The following is an 18,822-nucleotide window of genomic DNA, read 5'->3' as shown; positions in this document are numbered from 1 at the left end:
ACAGCAGAAACGCCGGGCATAGCCCGGCGTTTTTGTTTGAGTCGGGCAGCGCCCGGTCGGCGTTTCCCTTGGCCCCCAGCACACCATGGATGGGCCGGCGGGCGGGGGGTACGGGACCGTGAAGGCACATGGATGTGCCGCCCGAGCCTAACGGGAGATTTAAGGCGTGTCCCGTACCCCCCGCCCGCCGGCCCATGACCAGGGAACGCCTCAGCCGAGGGCTGTTCGCACGAATCCAACAGCAGCCGGGCAGGGCCCGGCTCTACCGTCCATGCAATCCGGAAGAACGTAAACCGGCCAAACATGACCGCAGTCACGCCACACGGTAAACTTCCGCCGTGAACACTCCTACCTATACCGCCCAGCAACTCGCCGAGCAGTTTGGCCTGCAGGTCCATGGTGATGGCAGCACCGCCATCCGTGGCGTGGCCACGCTTGCCCATGCCGGCCCCGGCCAGCTGACCTTCCTGGCCAACCCGCGCTACCGGACCCAGCTGGCCGACAGCCAGGCCGGCATCGTAGTGCTGCGCGCCGACGACGCCGAAGCGGCCCCCGCCACCGCGTTGATCGCCAAGGACCCCTACACCACCTTCGCCAAGATCGCCGCGCTGTTCGACATCGCCCCGACCCGGCCGCCCGGCATCCACCCCAGCGCCGTCATCGACCCCGACGCCCGGATCGCCGCCAGCGCCCACATCGGCCCCTTCGTCACCATCGGCGCCCGCAGCGTCGTCGGCGAAAACTGCATCATCGGCCCCGGCAGCATCATCGGCGAAGACTGCACCCTCGACACCGGCTGCGAACTGATCGCCCGCGTCACCCTCGTCACCCGCGTCCGGATCGGCAAGCGCGTGCGCATCCATCCCGGCGCCGTACTCGGTGCCGACGGCTTCGGCCTGGCCATGGACGCCGGCAGCTGGATCAAGGTGCCCCAGCTCGGCGGCGTGCGCATCGGCGACGACTGCGAGATCGGCGCCAACACCTGCGTCGACCGTGGCGCCCTTGAAGATACCGTGCTCGACAACGACGTCCGCCTGGACAACCTCGTCCAGATCGCCCACAACGTCCAGATCGGCGCCCACTCCGCCATCGCCGGCTGCACCGGCATTGCCGGCAGCGCCAAGATCGGCCGCTACTGCCTGCTCGGCGGCGCCGTCGGCGTCGTCGGCCACCTCGAGATCTGCGACAAGGTGGTCATCACCGGCAAGTCCGTCGTGCGCAACTCCATTACCGAACCGGGCGAGTATTCCTCCGGTACCCCGTTGACCGACAACCGCACGTGGCGCAAGAACGCCGCGCGCTTCAAGCAGCTCGATGCCCTGGCCCGTCGCATCCTGTCTGTAAGCAAGGAGAAGGAATGAGCCACGAACAGAAGCTGCCGGACATCACCCAGATCCAGGCGTTGATCCCGCACCGCTACCCCTTCCTGCTGGTCGACAAGGTCGTTTCCATCGACTACGAAAACCGCACCATCGTCGCCACCAAGAACGTCAGCATCAACGAACCGTTCTTCCAGGGCCACTTCCCCAGCCAGCCGATCATGCCCGGCGTGCTGATCATCGAAGCCATGGCCCAGGCCGGTGGCGTCCTGACCCAGCTCACCCTGGGCCGCGACGCCCAGTCCAAGCTGTTCTACATGGTCAAGGTCGACAAAGCCCGCTTCAGCAAGCAGGTCGTCCCCGGCGACGTGCTTGAAATGCACGTCCAGATCAAGCGCGTCATCCGCAACATGGCCGTGTACGAGTGCATGGCCAAGGTCGACGGCGAAGTCGTCGCCTGCGCCGAAGTCCTCTGCGCCGGCACCCGCGAATGAACGCGCCGCTCATCCACCCCACCGCGGTCATCGACCCGTCGGCAAAACTGGCGGCGGATGTGCGTGTCGGTGCGTTCTGCCTGATCGGTGCCGACGTCGAGATCGGTGAAGGCACCGAGGTCGGCCCGCACTGCTCCATCCACGGCCCCACCCGGATCGGCCGCAACAACCGCTTCATCGGCCATGTTGCCGTCGGCGGCGAACCGCAGGACAAGAAGTACGCCGGCGAACGCACCGAACTGGTGATCGGCGACGACAACGTGTTCCGCGAATTCGTCACCCTCAACCGCGGTACCGGCGGCGGCGGTGGCATCACCACCATCGGCAACGGCAACTGGATGCTCGCCTACACCCACGTCGCGCACGACTGCCACGTGGGCAACAACTGCGTGTTCTCCAACAACACCACCCTGGCCGGGCACGTCACCGTCGGCGACTACGTCATCATCAGCGGCTTCGCCGGTGCCCACCAGTTCTGCCGCATCGGTGCCCACGCCTTCCTCGGCATGGGCGCGCTCACCAATGGCGACGTTCCCCCGTTCACCATGGTCGGCAGCGACTCGCTCGGCCGCCCGCGCGGCATCAACAGCGAAGGCCTCAAGCGTCGCGGCTTCGACGCCGAGCGCATCGCCAGCATCAAGCGCGCCTACCGCACCCTGTACGTGGCCGGCCTGCCGCTGGCCGAAGCCAAGGTCCAGCTCGCCGAACAGGCCGCGCACAGCCCTGACGTCAAGGACATGCTGGACTTCATCGAGCACGCCGAGAGGCCCCTGCTGCGATGACCGGCCGCCCGCTGCGGATCGCCCTGGTCGCCGGCGAAGCCTCCGGCGACCTGCTCGGCGCCGGCCTGGTGCGTGAACTGCAACAGCGTTTCCCCGATGCCGAGTTTGCCGGCATCGGCGGCGACGCCATGCGCAATGCCGGCTGCCAGACCTGGTTCGACGCCAGCGAACTGGCCGTCATGGGCCTGACCGAAGTGCTGCGCCACCTGCCGCGCCTGCTCAAGCTGCGCAAGGCCTTCCGCAGCCGCGTGCTCGAGTGGCAGCCGGACGTGTTCATCGGCATCGACGCCCCCGACTTCAACCTCGGCGTCGAGCGCTGGCTGAAGGAGCGCGGCGTGCGCACCGTGCACTACGTCAGCCCCTCGGTCTGGGCCTGGCGCGAAAAGCGCGCCGAGAAGATCGGCGCCAGCGCCGACCTGGTGCTGTGCCTGTTCCCGATGGAACCGCCGATCTATGCCCGCCATGGCATCGACGCGCGTTTCGTCGGCCACCCGATGGCCGACGACATTCCCCTGCACAGCGACCGTGACGCCGCCCGGGTCGCCCTCGGCCTGCCCTGCAACGCCAAGGTCCTCGCCGTGCTGCCCGGCAGCCGCCTGGGCGAGATCAGCAAGCTCGGCGAAGCCTTCTTCGAAGCCGCCTGGCAGGTCTCCGAACGCATTCCCGGCCTGCACGTGGTGGTGCCTGCCGCCAACCCGGCCTGCCGTCGCCTGATCACCGAACAGCTCTCGCGCTCCGCGCTGCCGGTAGCCTATTCGCACGTGCTCGACGGCGACGCCCGCACCGCGATGATCGCCGCCGACGTGGTCGTGCTCGCCTCCGGCACCGCCACCCTCGAAACCATGCTGGTCAAGCGCCCGATGGTGGTGGGTTACCGCGTTGCCGAGCTGACCTACCGCATCGTCAAGGCGCTGGGCCTGATCAAGGTCGACCGCTTCGCCCTGCCCAACATCCTGGCCGGCAAGGACCTCGCCCCCGAGCTGATCCAGCACGACTGCGTGCCGGACAAGCTCGCCGACGCCATCCAGCAGTGGTTCGACCACCCGCAGCGCGCGCTTGACATCCAGCCGACCTACGAACAGCTGCACCTGCAGCTGCGCCAGGACGCCTCCGCCCGCGCCGCCGATGCCGTCGCCGAACTGCTCACGCGCGGCCCCGCCCCCGGCACCCCGGCATGAGCCGCCGCCACGCCGCGGCCGCCTCGCTGGCGCTGTTCGACGGCGCTGCCCTGGCCACCGTCGCCCCACGCTACGTGGCCGGGGTCGACGAAGCCGGGCGTGGCCCGCTGGCCGGCCCGGTGGCCGTGGCCGCCGTGGTGTTCTGCCCGGACCGCCCGCGCCTGAATGGCCTGGACGACTCCAAGCAGCTCCCCGCGCTTCGCCGCGACCAGCTGTTCGACCGGATCCAGCAGCGCGCCCTGGCCTTCCACGTGGTGATGGTCGACGTCGCCGAGATCGACACCCTCAACATCTACCAGGCCACGATGCTGGGCATGCGCCGCGCGGTCGAAGCGGTGTCGCACGTGGCCCAGTTCGCCCGCATCGACGGCAACAAGGTGCCCAAGGGCCTGCCCTGCCCGGCCGAGGCCCTGATCGGCGGCGACGCCCTCGACCGCGCCATCATGGCCGCCTCGATCCTGGCCAAGGTCAGCCGCGACCGCTACATGCTGCAGCTGCATGAGCAGCACCCCGAATACGGCTTCGACCAGCACAAGGGCTACGGCACCCCGGCCCACCTGGCCGCGCTGCGCGCGCATGGCCCCTGCGCCCACCACCGGCAGAGCTTCGCGCCGGTGCGGGAATGCGTGATCGCGTAACCGGCGCGGCCCGCCTTAACCCCGCGCCCTGTCAAGCCTTGTTCGGCCTGCGCCGCACCGCTACCCTGACCGGGCATTACATTGGCCCGGCATGACCACTTCCCGTTTCGTACATCTCCACGTCCACACCGAATTTTCGCTGGCGGATTCGACCATCCGTGTCCCGGCGAAACCGGATCAGGCTGACCCGAAAAAGGCCAAGCAGGCCAACCTGCTCAGCCGCGCGGTCGAACTGAACCTGCCGGCCCTGGCCGTGACCGACCTGAACAACCTGTTCGCGCTGGTCAAGTTCTACAAGGCCGCCGAAACCGTGGGCATCAAGCCCATCGCCGGCGCCGACATCATGATCGCCGAAGAGGGCATGACGCCCTGGCGCATGACCCTGCTCTGCCGCGACCGCGAAGGCTATCTCAGCCTCTCGCGCCTGCTGACCCGCGCCTGGATGGAGGGCCACCGCCCCGAAGGCGGCGTTGCCGTGCATCCGGACTGGCTCAAGGCCGGGTGCCACAACCTGTTCGCCCTGGCCGGCCGCGACAGCCTGGCCGGGCGCCTGGCCGGCGATGGCCGCCACGACCTGGCCGAACAGCAGCTGGCCGACTGGCAGCGCGTGTTCGGCGACGGCCTGCACCTGGAACTGACCCGCACCGGGCGCGACGGCGAAGAAGCCTTCAACCAGTTCGCGCTGATGGCCGCCGGCCAGCGCGGCCTGCCGGTGGTCGCCACCAACGACGTGCGCTTCCTGCGTCCGGACGACTTCAGCGCCCACGAAGCGCGCGTCTGCATTTCCTCCGGCCGCGTGCTGGACGATCCCAAGCGCCCGCGCGACTACAGCGAACAGCAGTACCTCAAGTCGCCCGAAGAAATGTGCGCGCTGTTCGCCGACATTCCCGACGCGATCGACAACACGCTGGCGCTGGCGCAGCGCTGCAACATGGAAATGCGGCTGGGCACCTACTTCCTGCCCGACTACCCGGTGCCCGACAACGAAACGCTGGACAGCTGGATCTGCAGCGAGTCGCGCAAGGGCCTGGAAGCGCGCCTGGAAAAGAACCCGCTGGCCGCCGGCAAGACCCGCGAAGACTATTTCGAGCGGCTCGAATTCGAGCTCGCCACCATCATCAAGATGGGCTTCCCCGGCTACTTCCTGATCGTGGCCGACTTCATCCAGTGGGGCAAGAACCAGGGCATTCCGATCGGTCCCGGGCGCGGTTCTGGTGCCGGTTCGCTGGTCGCGTGGGCGCTGCAGATCACCGACCTCGACCCGATTCCGTACAACCTGCTGTTCGAGCGGTTCCTCAACCCCGAACGCGTGTCGATGCCCGACTTCGACATCGACTTCTGCATGGACCGCCGCGACGAGGTCATCGACTACGTTGCGCGCAAGTATGGCCGTGAGCGGGTCAGCCAGATCATCACCTACGGCACCATGGCCGCCAAGGCCGTGGTGCGCGACTCCGGGCGCGTGCTCGGCTTCCCGTATGGCCTGGTCGACGGCGTTTCCAAGCTGATTCCCAACATCCTGGGCATCTCGCTCAAGGACGCCATGGGCGAAGGCAAGGATTCGGAAATGGCGTCGCCGGAGCTGATCCAGCGCTACCAGAACGAAGACGACGTGCGCGACCTGATCGACCTGGCGCGCCAGCTCGAAGACCTCACCCGCAACGCCGGCAAGCACGCCGGTGGCGTGGTGATCGCGCCCGAGCCGCTGGCCGAGTTCTGCCCGCTGTTCGCCGAACACGACGAAGGCGGCCGCGGCCGCAACCCGGTCACCCAGTTCGACAAGAACGACGTCGAAGAAATCGGCCTGGTGAAGTTCGACTTCCTGGGCCTGCGCACGCTCACGATCATCGACTGGGCGGTCAAGGCGATCAACAAGCGGCATGCGCGCGCCGGCATTCCGCCGGTGGACATCACCACCATTCCGCTCGACGACGCGCCGACCTACAAGGACATCTTCGCCAACGGCAACACCGGCGCGGTGTTCCAGTTCGAATCCTCGGGCATGCGCCGCCTGCTTAAGGACGCGCGCCCCGACCGCTTCGAAGACCTGATCGCGCTGGTGTCGCTGTACCGCCCCGGCCCGATGGACCTGATTCCCTCGTTCAACGCGCGTAAGCACGGCCAGGAGGAAATCATCTATCCCGATCCGCGCACCGAAGCGATCCTGAAGGACACCTACGGCATCATGGTGTACCAGGAGCAGGTGATGCAGATGGCGCAGATCGTGGGCGATTACTCGCTCGGCGGCGCCGACCTGCTGCGCCGCGCGATGGGCAAGAAGGTGCCGGCGGAAATGGCCAAGCACCGCGAGATCTTCCGCGAAGGTGCGGCCAAGGGCGGCGTGGAAGGCCCGAAGGCCGACGAAATCTTCGACCTGATGGAGAAGTTCGCCGGCTACGGCTTCAACAAGTCGCACGCCGCCGCCTATGCGCTGGTCAGCTACCAGACCGCCTGGCTGAAACGGCATTACCCGGCCGAATTCATGGCGGCCACGCTTTCGTCGGACATGGACAACACCGACAAGGTGGTCGGCTTCCTGGCCGAGGTCCGCAACCTTGGCCTGACCGTGCTGCCGCCGCGCGTGAACGAGTCGGCGTACATGTTCGAAGCCTCCAGCGCCGACACCATTCAGTACGGCCTGGGCGCGATCAAGGGCGTCGGCCAGGGTGCGTGCGAAGCGGTGGTCGACGAGCGCGTGGCCAAGGGCCGTTACGAATCGCTGCTCGACTTCTGCATGCGCATCGAGTCGGGCAAGCTCAACCGGCGCACGCTGGAAGCGATGATCAACTGCGGCGCGCTCGACGGCCTGGGCAAGAACCGCGCCTCGCTGATGCTGCAGCTGCCCGAAGTGCTCAAGGCGACCGACCAGATGTCGCGCGAGAAGGCCTCCGGGCAGAACTCGCTGTTCGGCGCGCCGGACCCGGTCAGCACCGCGCTGCAGCTGGACCTGCCCGAAGCGAAGGAATGGGGCCTGGGCCAGCTGCTGGATGGCGAGCGCGAGACCCTGGGCTTTTACCTCAGCGGCCATCCGTTCGACCCGCACGCCGAGGACGTCAAGGAACTGGTCGGCACCGACCTGGGCATGCTGGAAAAGCTGATTCCGCCGGCCCGGCCCAGCAAGGACGGCGAGAAGCGTGCGTGGCGCCAGGAAACCCCGGTGATCCTGGCCGGCCTGGTGGTCGGCGTGCGCCGCAAGGGCGAGAGCCAGATCTTCATGCAACTCGAGGACGGCAAGGGCCGGGTCGAGTGCAGCGCCTTCACCGACGGCCTGGCCGAGTTCGGCCACCTGATGACCAAGGACCGCATCCTGGTGGTCAAGGGCGGCCTGCGCGAGGACGAGTTCAACGGCGGCTACGCACTGCGCATCCGCCAGTGCTGGGACTTCGAGGAAATCTGCGCCAACTACGCCACGCGCCTGTCGCTGCGCCTCGACCTGCGCCAGGGTGAGCCGGTGTGGAGCCGGGTCAACGCCCTGCTCGACCGCCACCGCCCCGGCCGCACCCCGTTGCGCCTGGACCTGCTGCTCGGCTCCGAACAGGGCCCGGTGGCCGGCATGCTGGACGTGGCCGGCGACGTCGCCGTGCGCGTGGACAGCCAGCTGGTGGACGCCCTGCGGGCCGACCCGGCGGTGCGCACGCTGAAGGTCCGGTACAGTCCCCCGTGGGCCAACTAGGGCCTACCAGACGACCCCGTACGGGGCATTTAGACGCATTCGGCTACACTTTCCCTCTTTTCTTCACGACGGCTTCCGATGAATCCGAACTACCTCGACTTCGAGCAACCCATCGCTGATCTGGAGGCAAAGATCCAGGAGCTGCGCAGCGCAAGCGCCGGCCCGGCGGTCAATGTCGAGGCCGAAGTGCGCACCCTGCAGGACAAGCTGCGCCTGCGCACCGCCCAGATCTTCCGCAACCTGACCTCGTGGCAGGTGCTGCAGCTGGCCCGGCATCCGTCGCGCCCGTACACCGCCGACTACATCCGCATCATCTGCGACGAGTTCCAGGAGCTGGCCGGCGACCGCGCCTTCGCCGACGACAAGGCGATCATCGGCGGCCTGGCCCGCATTGGTGGCCGTTCGGTGATGCTGATCGGCCACCAGAAGGGCCGCGACACCAAGGAAAAGATCAAGCGCAACTTCGGCATGCCCAAGCCGGAGGGTTACCGCAAGGCACTGCGCCTGATGAAGATGGCCGAGCGTTTCGGCCTGCCGGTGCTGACCCTGATCGACACCGCCGGTGCCTGGCCGGGCATCGACGCCGAATCGCGCAACCAGTCCGAGGCGATCGCGCGCAACCTGATGGAAATGGCCGAGCTGAAGGTGCCGGTGATCTGCACCGTGATCGGTGAAGGCGGTTCCGGCGGCGCGCTGGCGCTGGGCGTGGGCGACCGCACCCTGATGCTGGAATACAGCGTGTATTCGACGATCAGCCCGGAAGGCTGCGCCTCGATCCTGTGGAAGGACGCGGGCAAGGCCAAGGACGCTGCAGAGCAGCTGGGCCTGACCGCCCCGCGCCTGAAGAGCCTGGGCCTGGTCGACAAGGTCGTGCGCGAGCCGACCGGCGGTGCGCATCGTAATCCTGCGCAGATGGCCAAGCGTCTGAAGGCCGTGCTGCTCAATGAGCTCGATGCGCTGGAAGCACTGACCACGGAAGACCTGCTGCAGAAGCGCTATGAGCGCCTGCGCAGCTACGGGGCTTACGAAGCGGCGTGATTGGCCGTTTCTTCGCGCAACGAAAAACCGGGCCTTGCGCCCGGTTTTTTCTGGTTGGCCGTTCAGCCACGCAGGGCGTGGCTCTACCGCCGCCTTTTACCGCGCTTGAGAAACGGTAGAGCCACGCCCTGCGTGGCTGCGCCGTCCCGGCGCCTCAGAAGGGCTTGGCCAACACCAACCAGACCACCCCGATGAACAACACCAGCGGCAGTTCATTGAACCAGCGCAGCGCGCGCGAAGACGGCAGCACCTTCCCCTTCACCGCGCTTTTCAACAACCGCCCGGTCCAGCTGAAATACACCAGCAGCAGCACCACCAGCCCGAGCTTGGCGTGCAGCCACCCCGCCGCGCCCGGTGCGACCATGGTCGGGAAATCCGGAATCACCTTGTAACCCAGCCACAGCACCAGCCCCAGGATCAGCGCAAAACCAAACATCATGTGGCCGAAGCGATACAGGCGCAGGCCCATCAGCTGCAGCCGCTCGATCACCGGCAGCTGGCCCGCGGTCTCGCTCAGGTTGACCAGGATCCGCGGCAGGTAGAACACCGACGCCATCCACGCCACCACGAACACCAGGTGGAAGGTCTTGACCCAGTAGTAGGACTGCATGCGCTTGCTCCGGCGGCTGGCTTGGGATGTCGTTCATTCTGGACGATTCCCCGCGCACGCGCATGCGCGACGCTTTGACGCAGCGCGGTACCATGGCCTCCGTTTCCGTTCCGGCCCACCGCTTCCATGTCCAAGACCTACGACCAGGCCTATTTCAAGCTCTGGTACCAGCCCGACCAGACCGGTGGCGCGGCGCGCCTGGCGCGCAAGGTCGCGCTGGCCGTGGCCAGTGCCGAGTACTACCTGGAACGGCCGATCCGCAGCGTGCTGGACATCGGCGCCGGCGAAGGCGCCTGGCGCGCGCCGCTGCTCAAGCTGCGCCCGCGCGTGCAGTACATGGGTTTCGACAGCAGCGCGTATGCGGTGCAGCGCTACGGGCGCAGCCGCAACCTGCATCCGGCAACGGTGGGCGACTTCGCCTGGCTGCGGCCCTGCGCGCCGGTGGACCTGCTGGTCTGTGCCGACGTGATGCACTACGTGCCCAGCCGCGAGCTGCGCCCGGCGCTGGCCGGCTTCGCCGAGCTCACCGCCGGCGTGGCGTTCCTGGAGGCGTTCACCGCCGAGGACGAGTTCGAAGGCGACCACGAGGGCTTCCAGGCACGCCCGGCAGCCTGGTACCGGCGCAATCTGAAGGCCGAGGGGTTCACCGCGCTGGGGTCGCATTGCTGGTTGTCGCCGGCATTGGCGGGCCACGCAGCCGCCCTCGAGCGTGCCGGTTGATCCCACCGGTCGCATACCCAAATGCGACTGACGCCTATTAAGGCGCTTCTGCCCCGGTTGCTATATGCTGCGCGGCAACATAAGACCATACATATTCGGACGTCATGCTTTACCAACTGCATGAATTGACCCGCAACATGCTCGCCCCGTGGGTGCACCAGGCCCAGGCCAATGCCAAGTTCTTCGCCAACCAGGGTCACTGGTGGTCGCAGATGCCCGGTGCCGACCGCCTGGCGGCGGTGAACGAGCTGTTCCATCGTATCGGCAAGGATTACGAGAAGCCCGAGTGGGGCATCAACGAAATCGAGGTCGACGGCGAGCGCGTGCCGATCGTGGTCCACGAAGAGGTCACCAAGCCGTTCTGCAAGCTGCTGCGCTTCAAGCGTCACAGCAACGAGGCCGACCAGCTCAACACCATGCTCAACCAGCCGTTCGTGCTGGTGGTGGCGCCGCTGTCGGGGCATCACGCCACGCTGCTGCGCGACACCGTGCGCACGCTGCTGCGCGACCACCGCGTGTATGTCACCGACTGGGTGGACGCGCGCATGGTGCCGGGCAGCGAAGGCGAGTTCGGCCTGGACGACTACATCGCCTACGTGCAGGAATTCATCCGCCACCTCGGCGCTGAAAAGCTGCACGTGGTGAGCGTGTGCCAGCCGACCGTGCCGGTGCTGGCCGCCGTGTCGCTGATGGCCAGCCGCGGCGAACCCACGCCGCGTTCGCTGGTGATGATGGGCGGCCCGATCGATGCGCGCTGCAGTCCCACCGCAGTGAACAACCTGGCCACGCAGAACCCGCTGTCGTGGTTCGAGAACAACGTCATCCACACCGTGCCGCCGGGCTACCCGGGCGCGGGTCGCCGCGTGTACCCGGGCTTCCTGCAGCACGCCGGGTTCCTGTCGATGAACCCCAGCCGCCATTTCAGTTCGCACTGGGATTTCTATGCCGACCTGGTGAAGGGCGACATGGAAGACGCGGACGCGCACCGCCGCTTCTACGACGAGTACAACGCGGTACTGGACATGCCGGCCCGCTACTACCTGGACACCATCCGCGTGGTCTTCCAGGAATTCCTGCTGCCGCGCGGCGAGTGGTATGTGCAGGGCGAACGCGTCGATCCGGGTGCGATCACCGGCACCGCGCTACTGAGCATCGAAGGCGAGCTGGACGACATCGCCGGCCTCGGCCAGACCGAAGCGGCGCAGGAACTGTGCACCGGCATCCCGGCCGATCGCCGCGAGCATTTCATCGTTGAAGGCGCGGGCCACTACGGCATCTTCAGCGGTCGCCGCTGGCGCGAAACGGTGTACCCGAAGGTCCGCGATTTCTTCGCGGCCAATGCGCGGGCGGCGGCAAAGCCGAAGAAGGCGGCCAAGGCCGCCAGCAACGTGACCCCGATCCGCAAGAAAGCGGGGTAAGAAATCGTAGCGGGTGACGACCGTGGGTCGTCACCCGCCGATTGTTACAGGCGCACCAGCAGGTGTTTCGCCATCTGCCCGTGCAGGTGGCCGATGAAGCGCGCCAGGTGCATGGTGCAGAACAGGATCACCACGCCCAGTGCCGCGAACGCCGGCGTGGTCCACAGCGGCAGCGTGGTGACGGTCCCGTCGATGTACAGCCCGGGCACGCCGTCCAGCGCGAACATCGCCGCCACCGGTGCCCAGATGAAGGCCAGCGACACCGAGAGCAGGGTCACGGCGACGGTGAAGTACAGGATGCCCAGCGGCAGCATCAGCACAAAATACAGCATGGTCAGCCAGGTGCGTCCGTCGGTGAACATGTCGCCGATCCGCTGCAGCCAGGTGCGGCTGCGGTCGGAGTAACGCGGCCGGCGCGGCATGCGTTCGCCGAGCAGGACTTCGATCAGGCGCCCTTCCAGCAGCGCCAGGCCGCGTACCGAACCGAAGAACAGCACGGTCAGCGGAATGCCGATGATCAGGATCAGCAGGCCCAGCGACATCGACAGGCCGGTGATCACCCAGGTGAAGAAGAACGTGCCGGTGGCCAGCGACAGCAGCATGTAGAACAGCGAGCCGTAAGTGCGCGGTTCCAGTGCGACGCCGAAGAACCGGGCCAGCGCCGAACGCGGCGGCGGCGGCACGCGGTCCACCGGCGGAACCTCACCCGCAGCGGCCGCTGCGGCGGCAGCCCCGGGCGCGACCTGGGCGGGAACCACCCGCGCGATCGGACGGATGCTGGCACTGGGAGTGCGCAGCGCGCGGTTCACGGTGATTTCGGTTTCGCGGTAGATCTCGGCCACCTCTTCCGGCGCGCCATAGCTGCCGGCGACGTCGGCGATGACCTCGGCTTCGCTGCGGCCGGGCTGGGCGGCCAGCTCCGAGCGCAGGTATTCCTCGGCGTCATACAGCGCGTCCTGCACCATCGCCGGGTCGGCGTCGTGCAGGGCAGCGCGCAGCTGCGCCAGGTACTGCCCGATGGTGGTGGGCAGGCCCACGCCCGCCATGCTCTGTTCGTTCATTGCAGTACCCCTTCCAGCACGGAATCGACGGAATCTCGGGTGGCACGCCAGGCCTGGGTCCACTGCTCCAGGACCTGCCGGCCGCGTTCGTTGATGCGGTAGTAACGTCGCGGTGGCCCGGCCACCGACGGTTCGATCTGGCTCTCGAGCAGGCCGGCGCCTTCCAGGTTGCGCAGCACCGGGTACAGCGCGCTCTGCTTGCCGCTGAGCACGCCTTCGCCGACGCGCTCGAGCTCCTTGGCAATCAGGTAGCCATACAGGGGCTCGCCGGTACGAGCGAGCACCGCCAGCAACGCCAGCGAAACGGTGCCGGCGCTGAGCTCTTTCTGGAACTTCTTGAGGTGGACCTCGTGGTCGCTCATGGCGATCTCCAGCTAGCGTGGAGTCAACACTAGTGTGAAGTCAGCTATAGCGAACGTGCCGTTAGTCACCCTGCCGGGTGGGTGGGGGGAACCCGTAGTGCCGGCCAGCGGCCGGCTCCACGGGCTGCCGGACGCGTTCTGAGGAGCCGGCCGGCGGCCGGCACTACCTGGCGGCGGAGCTTCTGAGCCAGAATCGGGGCTACTTCCAGAAAGGCCCTGCCATGTCGCCACGCCGTCCTGCGCTGCTCGCCCTCGCTCTCGCCTGCTTCCTGCCGACCCTCGCTACGGCCGCCACGCCCTACCGCAGTGCCCAGCAGATCCTGGAGGCGTCGCCGGACAGCGACTGGCGCACGCCGGACCCGGCCAACCTGCTGGTGATGAACCTGGCGGCGGGCCAGGTGGTGATCGAGCTGGCGCCGGCGTTCGCGCCGCAGCACGTGGCGAACATCCAGACGCTGGCGCACGAGCACTTCTGGGACGGCGAGAGCATCTACCGGGCGCAGGACAATTTCGTGGTGCAGTTCGGCGACGCGGACGCGGACGATGCAGCGAAGGCGAAGCCGCTGGGCAGTGCCAAGCGCAAGCTGCCGGCAGAGTTCCAGCGCGACAGCAAGGGTCTGAAGGTCACGGTGTTGCCGGACCGCGACGGCTGGGCGGACCAGACCGGTTTCGTGGACGGGTTCGCGGTGGGCCAGGACAAGGCGGACGGGAAGACGTGGCTGGCGCATTGTTACGGTGCGCTGGGCGCGGGCCGCAACAACGAGGAAGACAGCAGCATCGGTGCGGAGCTGTACGTGGTCACCGGGCAGTCGCCGCGCCAGCTGGACCGCAACATCACGGTGGTGGGGCGCGTGCTCAAGGGCATGGAACTGCTCAGCGCGCTGCCGCGCGGGCCGGCGCCGATGGGTTTCTACGCGGACGCTGCGCAGCGCACGCCGATCACTTCGATCCAGCGCGTGAGCGACCTGCCCGAAGCGCAGCGACCGACGCTGCAGGTGCTGCGCACCGATTCAAAGACGTTCACCGACACGGTGGAAGCGCGCCGCAACCGCGTGGACGATTTCTACAAGCGTGCAGCGGGGCATATCGATCTGTGCAACATTCCGGTGCCGGTGCGGTAAGGGCCGTAGCGCCGGGTCATTCGTTGCAATGGCGCGTGGCGACGCGTTCATCGGTTGGACGCGTCATTGCGGCTGCGGCGCGGCTCTGCCCGGCTGCTGTTGGATTCAGGCGAACAGCCGCAGGTGCAAGGCGTTCCCTGGCTTGGGCCGCCCGGTGCCGGTTTGCGGGGTCGCCGCAAGTACGTCCGTGTAGGCTAAGCGGACGCCATCCATGGCGCCGATTCCCCCGCAAACCGACCCCGGGCGACCCTTCGACAGTGGGCCGGTGGCCACGGGAAACGCGGGGGGTCGCCCGTTGGCCGACGTTGCGATGCCGATCATCTCCATGCGTTATCGGGCGCGGATGATTTCACGGCGGTTGTTTGGGAACCAACCCTACCGGAGCATGCCCGACTCGTAGTGACACGCCATGCGTGTCAGCTGCAGACCAACGACGCCCGCATTCGTGTCGACCATCGGTCGACACACCGGCTTTTCCCGTGACCCGCGACAACCTGTCGAAGGGTCGGCGGGGGTGGGTTTGAGCGGGCACGAGCCGCATGGGTCGGGCGCATGCGCCCGACGGGGTGGGCAGGAGCCCAACCCCGGTCTTGCCGTGTGCGCAGGACAGCGCACACGTGCAAGCGGCGATGAGCTTACATGGACGTACTTGCAGCGTCCCCCACAAACCCGCACCCGACGGCCCTGACCAGGGATACCAGGCAGCCCTGGGCTGTTCGTCCAGATGCATGAAGCCGGGCGCAGCCCGGCGCCAGGCGACGCCGTGCAATCAAGAGCAGCTGGGCATAGCCCAGCTCTACGGCTCTACCGCGAACGCTGTGAGACCGCGACGCTGCCCAGGATCAACGCGCCTGCGATCAGCATCGCCAGCGTCACCGGCTCGCCCAGGAACATCCAGGCGAACAGCGCACCGAACATCGGCACGAGATAGGTGACGGTGGAAGCGCGCGCCGGGCCGATGCGGGCGATCAGGCGGTAGAACATCAGGAAGGCGAAGCCGGTGCAGACTACGCCCAGCGCGATCGCGCACGCCCACGAAACCACAGGAATGGGTGCCTCCGGCCAGTGCGTCAGCGCCAGCGGCAGCATCACCAGCGCCGCGCTGCCCAGCGTTGCACCCGCCGATGCCGCCGGCGGCAAACCCGTCATGTGGCGCTTCACCAGGTTCACCCCCAGCCCGTACAGCAACGCCGCCAGCGAACCGGCGATCACCGCCGCGCCGATGCTCAGTCCTGACACCTTGGCCGTCGCCAGCACCACCACCCCGGTGAAGCCCACCAGCAGCGCGATCGCACGGCGCATGCCGATCTTTTCACCGAAGAACAGGAACGCGATCAACGCCGCGAACAACACCGTCATCGCATTGCAGATCGCCCCGATCGCCGCCGGCGCACGCTGCGCCGCCCACGCGAACAGCACGAATGGGATCGCCGAATTGATCAGACCGATCGGCACCAGCCAGCGCCAGCGACGCGCCGGGAACTGCGCACGCGCCTTCCACAGGAATGGCAGAAGCACCAGCGCCCCCAGCAGCAGCCGCACCTCCACCAGCGCGTACGGCCCGAACGACGGCACCGCCACCCGCATGAACAGGAAGGAACAGCCCCAGATCGCCCCCAGCAGGGTCAGCTCCAGCGGCGTCCGCCAGTCGCGGGCAGCCGTACCGGCCAGATCCGCGCTCACGGGCGGCCCCCGCTCGAAACAACACCACCAACACACGGCAATACGACGGGCAGCAACATGGCGAAGGCTCCGGGGGAAGATCTACAGCATCCGCCTGCGCCCCAAGCCTCGCAAGCGCGTAGTATCGGTGCCAGCCACAAATCAGATTTGGGTCTTGCCGATGATCCTGCGCCCCGCCCTGCTGCCCGCCCTCGGCGTGTTCGCCGTCGCCGCCCGCCACCAGAACTTCGCCCACGCCGCCGAAGAACTGCACCTCACCGCCAGCGCCGTCAGCCACCACGTGCGCCGCCTCGAATCCCTCCTAGGCACCGTCCTGTTCCAGCGCCAGGCGCGTGGCGTACGCCTCACCGCCGAAGGCCGCCAGCTCGCCGACGCCGCCGCCGCCGCGCTCAGCGACCTCAATGCCGTCGCCGGCAACCTGCACCCCCAGGCCGACATCGTTCCCCTGCGCATCACCACCCTCCGCTCCCTCTCCTACTGCTGGCTGGTGCCCCGCCTGCCGCGCTTCACCCGCCTCCACCCGCGCATGCGCATCCAACTGCAGACCAGCAGCGAACTGCTGCGCTTCGACGAGAACGGCCCGGAACTCGGCATCCGCTACGGCCTTGGCCAATGGCCCGGGCTCACCGCCCACCACCTCATGGACGACGAACTCTGCCCCGTCGCCTCACCTGCCCTGCCCGGCGTCTCCGCCCTGCGCGAGCCCGCTGAGATCGCCAGCCTCCCGCTGGTCAGCGACATGTCACCGCAGGGCTGGCGCGACTGGTTCCGCGCCGCCGGCGTGCGTGGCCTCGACCTGCCCGCCCAGCACACCTTCAGCGACAGCACCGACGCCATGCGCGCCGCCGTCTACGGCATCGGCGCCGTCCTCGCGCGCAAGCACATCGCCCAGCCCTACCTGCAACGTTACGAACTGGTGCGACTGCCAGGGCCCGCGCTGAAAGCGCGCTACGCCTATTACATCGTGCATCCCGAGCACCGCCCGCTCAGTCCCACCGCCGTCGCGTTCATGGACTGGCTCAAACGCGAAGCGCAGGACGACCGCACGCCGATACCCGCGCTGCCTGAAGAATTGATGGGGATTGCGCGCGACTGAACAGAAGCACCTGCGGCAGGTCGTTCCTCACCTGCCCTTGTCCACCCGCTGGCTAGGCTGGAATTCCCTTCCCAGAGACGTCCCCCATGGCCATGCTGCGTATCCGGATCACCGGCACCGAAGACGATGCCCGCGCCATCGCCGACCTGCTGCAGAGCATCGACGGCATCGAGCATGTCGAAGAAACCGATGACCTGATGCCGCACATGGACGACGACGATTCCAGCTCCGCCGGCCTGTCCGACGACATCGGACCCGGCACCCACGAGCTCGAAGTAGAGGTCGGCAACGAGTACACCACCCAGCGCGTACGCGATGCCGTGGAAGTGCTCGCCCGCGAGCTGGATGTGTTCGTGGAGTACGAGGAAGACGAAGGCTGACGATGGCAGCGCGCACCTCCACGCGGAGGTGCGCTGGCTGAAGCCACGTTAGTGCGTGGCGATGTTCCGGCGACGACGCCGCCACAGCTTGAGTGCAACCCAGCCCACCAGCCAAAGCACCAGCGTTACCGGCAGCAGCGCCGCCACCGCCCGGATCACGAACGCCACGCTACTGGTCAGGGTCGCCCCGAATTCGCTGAACGCCTCGCCTATCTCGCTGCGGCTGCGCTGGCCGGACGGCGCCTCGAAGCGCACCGTCAACAGCTGCGTATCGATCCGTCGCCGATGGTTGGCCGCCTCCTTGTTGGCCTGCTCCAGCCCGGCCTCGATTTCCGAAAGGCGTTGGGTGATCACCAGCAGATCGGCGACCTTGATCCCCTTGTCGTCCTGGTACGCCAGCAGGCGTTCGTGTTCCTTGCGCAGTCGCGCCTGGGTCAGTGCCGTGTCCGCCACCTGCTGGGCGAGGTCCTCGGCCTGGGTGTTGCGCGACGCAACATCGCCCCCCGCCCCGGCCAACCCGATCAGCGGTTCAACGCCCTTCGGCGCGATCCGCACCCGGATCGATCCGCTCGGATACTCCCCGCCCTGCTGGCCCACCTGCAGCACCGCGCAGTCGCCGAAGCGGCTGGCCTGGCACGCCTCGCTGATCTGCTTCACGCGCGGACCGATCTGCGCGGCATCCAGCTTCACGTCAACCTCGTGCTCGTAGGCCAACGACGCGCCCTCCGGCGAGGCCACGGCTCCCGATTCCATTTTTGCGGCAAGCGACGGGTACTGCTCTTTGTTGCCGCAACCCGCCAGCGCCAGAACCACCATCCCTGCCACGGCGCATCCGCGCCAGCGCGTCCCTGTCTTCAAACTTTCGCTCCGTCGTAATGGCTGATCTTCAACCCTTCCAGGTCCACCTCCGGCAGGCAACGCACGTTCACCGCCACCATCGCCTGGTTGCTGCGCGGGTCGACGCCCTCACTGAAGGGCGCCACGCCGCATGCGGCGCAGAAATGGTGCTCCAGGTGGCGCTGGTTGAACTGGTAGGTACTGACCGCCGCCGGGTCCGTGGTCAGGCTCAGCGCGGCGCGCGGCCCGAACCAGAGCAGCCCGCCCCGCTTGCGGCACAGCGAGCAGTTGCAGTCCATCGCTTCGGTGATCGGCTCTGCCGCTTCCAACGTGAATGCGATGTTTCCACAGTGACAGCCTCCCTGGTACTGCATGGCACCACCCGCCGGTCTGGAAAGCGCCATGGTAATCC

17 protein-coding genes and 1 pseudogene are annotated in these 18,822 nt (G+C 67.5%); 12 read left to right on the top strand and 6 right to left on the bottom strand.

The window, feature by feature from the left end; all coding sequences use genetic code 11:
- The first annotated feature begins 338 nt into the window (after positions 1–338).
- The 7 genes from lpxD (at position 339) to HGB51_RS13440 (ending at position 9,122) form a co-directional block, all read left to right on the top strand.
- Positions 339–1,361 carry a UDP-3-O-(3-hydroxymyristoyl)glucosamine N-acyltransferase gene (gene lpxD, locus HGB51_RS13470; RefSeq protein ID WP_070207540.1) on the top strand — a complete coding sequence of 341 codons (1,023 nt, stop codon included), beginning with the start codon at positions 339–341 and terminating at the stop codon, positions 1,359–1,361.
- Complete coding sequence (fabZ, locus tag HGB51_RS13465) at positions 1,358–1,813, top strand: 3-hydroxyacyl-ACP dehydratase FabZ (protein ID WP_070207541.1); 456 nt, start codon at positions 1,358–1,360, stop codon at positions 1,811–1,813. The genes lpxD and fabZ overlap by 4 nt, the downstream gene beginning before the upstream one ends.
- Complete coding sequence (gene lpxA / locus HGB51_RS13460; RefSeq protein ID WP_070207542.1) at positions 1,810–2,595, top strand: acyl-ACP--UDP-N-acetylglucosamine O-acyltransferase; 786 nt, start codon at positions 1,810–1,812, stop codon at positions 2,593–2,595. The genes fabZ and lpxA overlap by 4 nt, the downstream gene beginning before the upstream one ends.
- Positions 2,592–3,773, top strand: a complete 1,182-nt coding sequence (lpxB, locus tag HGB51_RS13455) for a lipid-A-disaccharide synthase (RefSeq protein ID WP_084738911.1) — start codon at positions 2,592–2,594, stop codon at positions 3,771–3,773. Before lpxA ends, lpxB begins: the two co-directional genes overlap by 4 nt.
- Complete coding sequence (locus HGB51_RS13450) at positions 3,770–4,411, top strand: ribonuclease HII (protein ID WP_070207543.1); 642 nt, start codon at positions 3,770–3,772, stop codon at positions 4,409–4,411. Before lpxB ends, HGB51_RS13450 begins: the two co-directional genes overlap by 4 nt.
- A gap of 91 nt (positions 4,412–4,502) precedes the next feature.
- Positions 4,503–8,084, top strand: coding sequence for a DNA polymerase III subunit alpha (gene dnaE, locus HGB51_RS13445; protein WP_070207544.1), 3,582 nt, complete (start codon positions 4,503–4,505; stop codon positions 8,082–8,084).
- A gap of 78 nt (positions 8,085–8,162) precedes the next feature.
- Positions 8,163–9,122, top strand: coding sequence for an acetyl-CoA carboxylase carboxyltransferase subunit alpha (locus tag HGB51_RS13440; RefSeq protein ID WP_070207545.1), 960 nt, complete (start codon positions 8,163–8,165; stop codon positions 9,120–9,122).
- A gap of 154 nt (positions 9,123–9,276) precedes the next feature.
- Here the strand turns inward: HGB51_RS13440 and HGB51_RS13435 are convergent, their stop codons facing one another.
- Positions 9,277–9,732: a CopD family protein gene (locus HGB51_RS13435; RefSeq protein ID WP_070207546.1), complete on the bottom strand. Its 456-nt coding sequence runs from the start codon at positions 9,730–9,732 to the stop codon at positions 9,277–9,279.
- Between the two features lie 126 nt (positions 9,733–9,858).
- On the opposite strand from HGB51_RS13435, the gene HGB51_RS13430 reads away from it, so the two are divergent.
- A complete protein-coding gene (locus tag HGB51_RS13430; RefSeq protein ID WP_070207547.1) occupies positions 9,859–10,452 on the top strand; it encodes a class I SAM-dependent DNA methyltransferase in 594 nt (197 codons plus the stop codon).
- 104 nt (positions 10,453–10,556) lie between these two features.
- Positions 10,557–11,870, top strand: coding sequence for a polyhydroxyalkanoate depolymerase (locus HGB51_RS13425; RefSeq protein ID WP_070207548.1), 1,314 nt, complete (start codon positions 10,557–10,559; stop codon positions 11,868–11,870).
- A 44-nt stretch (positions 11,871–11,914) separates the two neighbouring features.
- Here the strand turns inward: HGB51_RS13425 and HGB51_RS20545 are convergent.
- A pseudogene (locus tag HGB51_RS20545) lies at positions 11,915–12,553 on the bottom strand (sensor domain-containing protein); the annotation flags it as partial.
- Between the two features lie 374 nt (positions 12,554–12,927).
- Entirely contained in the window at positions 12,928–13,293 is a 366-nt protein-coding gene (locus tag HGB51_RS13415) for a PadR family transcriptional regulator (protein WP_070207550.1), read from the bottom strand.
- Positions 13,294–13,514: 221 nt separating this feature from the next.
- Here HGB51_RS13415 and HGB51_RS13410 point away from each other — a divergent pair, with 221 nt between their 5' ends.
- Positions 13,515–14,414, top strand: a complete 900-nt coding sequence (locus tag HGB51_RS13410) for a peptidylprolyl isomerase (protein ID WP_070207551.1) — start codon at positions 13,515–13,517, stop codon at positions 14,412–14,414.
- Between the two features lie 804 nt (positions 14,415–15,218).
- Here the strand turns inward: HGB51_RS13410 and HGB51_RS13405 are convergent.
- A complete protein-coding gene (locus tag HGB51_RS13405; RefSeq protein WP_070209576.1) occupies positions 15,219–16,097 on the bottom strand; it encodes a DMT family transporter in 879 nt (292 codons plus the stop codon).
- Between the two features lie 160 nt (positions 16,098–16,257).
- Here HGB51_RS13405 and HGB51_RS13400 point away from each other — a divergent pair, with 160 nt between their 5' ends.
- Both HGB51_RS13400 and HGB51_RS13395 read left to right on the top strand, forming a co-directional pair.
- Positions 16,258–17,193 carry a LysR substrate-binding domain-containing protein gene (locus HGB51_RS13400; RefSeq protein WP_070209575.1) on the top strand — a complete coding sequence of 312 codons (936 nt, stop codon included), beginning with the start codon at positions 16,258–16,260 and terminating at the stop codon, positions 17,191–17,193.
- Positions 17,194–17,279: 86 nt separating this feature from the next.
- Positions 17,280–17,573, top strand: coding sequence for a hypothetical protein (locus HGB51_RS13395; protein ID WP_070209574.1), 294 nt, complete (start codon positions 17,280–17,282; stop codon positions 17,571–17,573).
- Between the two features lie 48 nt (positions 17,574–17,621).
- On the opposite strand, the gene HGB51_RS13390 is transcribed toward HGB51_RS13395, so the two are convergent.
- Positions 17,622–18,389, bottom strand: a complete 768-nt coding sequence (locus tag HGB51_RS13390) for a DUF4349 domain-containing protein (RefSeq protein WP_070209573.1) — start codon at positions 18,387–18,389, stop codon at positions 17,622–17,624.
- A 38-nt stretch (positions 18,390–18,427) separates the two neighbouring features.
- Positions 18,428–18,784 (bottom strand): GFA family protein, encoded by a 357-nt coding sequence (locus HGB51_RS13385; protein ID WP_070209572.1) that lies wholly within the window; start codon positions 18,782–18,784, stop codon positions 18,428–18,430.
- Between the last annotated feature and the right edge of the window lie 38 nt (positions 18,785–18,822).

Source organism: Stenotrophomonas bentonitica, assembly GCF_013185915.1.
GTDB classification, from domain to species: Bacteria; Pseudomonadota; Gammaproteobacteria; order Xanthomonadales; family Xanthomonadaceae; genus Stenotrophomonas; species Stenotrophomonas bentonitica.
Note: the sequence above shows the minus strand (reverse complement) of the source record. Positions and strands in the feature narration are given on the sequence as shown.

Coding starts and splice junctions, on each gene's coding strand:
- fabZ (WP_070207541.1), top strand. CDS start 1,358: ATGAGCCACGAACAGAAGCTGCCGGACATCACCCAGATCCAGGCGTTG.
- lpxA (WP_070207542.1), top strand. CDS start 1,810: ATGAACGCGCCGCTCATCCACCCCACCGCGGTCATCGACCCGTCGGCA.
- lpxB (WP_084738911.1), top strand. CDS start 2,592: ATGACCGGCCGCCCGCTGCGGATCGCCCTGGTCGCCGGCGAAGCCTCC.
- HGB51_RS13450 (WP_070207543.1), top strand. CDS start 3,770: ATGAGCCGCCGCCACGCCGCGGCCGCCTCGCTGGCGCTGTTCGACGGC.
- dnaE (WP_070207544.1), top strand. CDS start 4,503: ATGACCACTTCCCGTTTCGTACATCTCCACGTCCACACCGAATTTTCG.
- HGB51_RS13440 (WP_070207545.1), top strand. CDS start 8,163: ATGAATCCGAACTACCTCGACTTCGAGCAACCCATCGCTGATCTGGAG.
- HGB51_RS13435 (WP_070207546.1), bottom strand. CDS start 9,732: ATGCAGTCCTACTACTGGGTCAAGACCTTCCACCTGGTGTTCGTGGTG.
- HGB51_RS13430 (WP_070207547.1), top strand. CDS start 9,859: ATGTCCAAGACCTACGACCAGGCCTATTTCAAGCTCTGGTACCAGCCC.
- HGB51_RS13425 (WP_070207548.1), top strand. CDS start 10,557: ATGCTTTACCAACTGCATGAATTGACCCGCAACATGCTCGCCCCGTGG.
- HGB51_RS13415 (WP_070207550.1), bottom strand. CDS start 13,293: ATGAGCGACCACGAGGTCCACCTCAAGAAGTTCCAGAAAGAGCTCAGC.
- HGB51_RS13410 (WP_070207551.1), top strand. CDS start 13,515: ATGTCGCCACGCCGTCCTGCGCTGCTCGCCCTCGCTCTCGCCTGCTTC.
- HGB51_RS13400 (WP_070209575.1), top strand. CDS start 16,258: ATGATCCTGCGCCCCGCCCTGCTGCCCGCCCTCGGCGTGTTCGCCGTC.
- HGB51_RS13395 (WP_070209574.1), top strand. CDS start 17,280: ATGGCCATGCTGCGTATCCGGATCACCGGCACCGAAGACGATGCCCGC.
- HGB51_RS13390 (WP_070209573.1), bottom strand. CDS start 18,389: ATGGTGGTTCTGGCGCTGGCGGGTTGCGGCAACAAAGAGCAGTACCCG.
- HGB51_RS13385 (WP_070209572.1), bottom strand. CDS start 18,784: ATGCAGTACCAGGGAGGCTGTCACTGTGGAAACATCGCATTCACGTTG.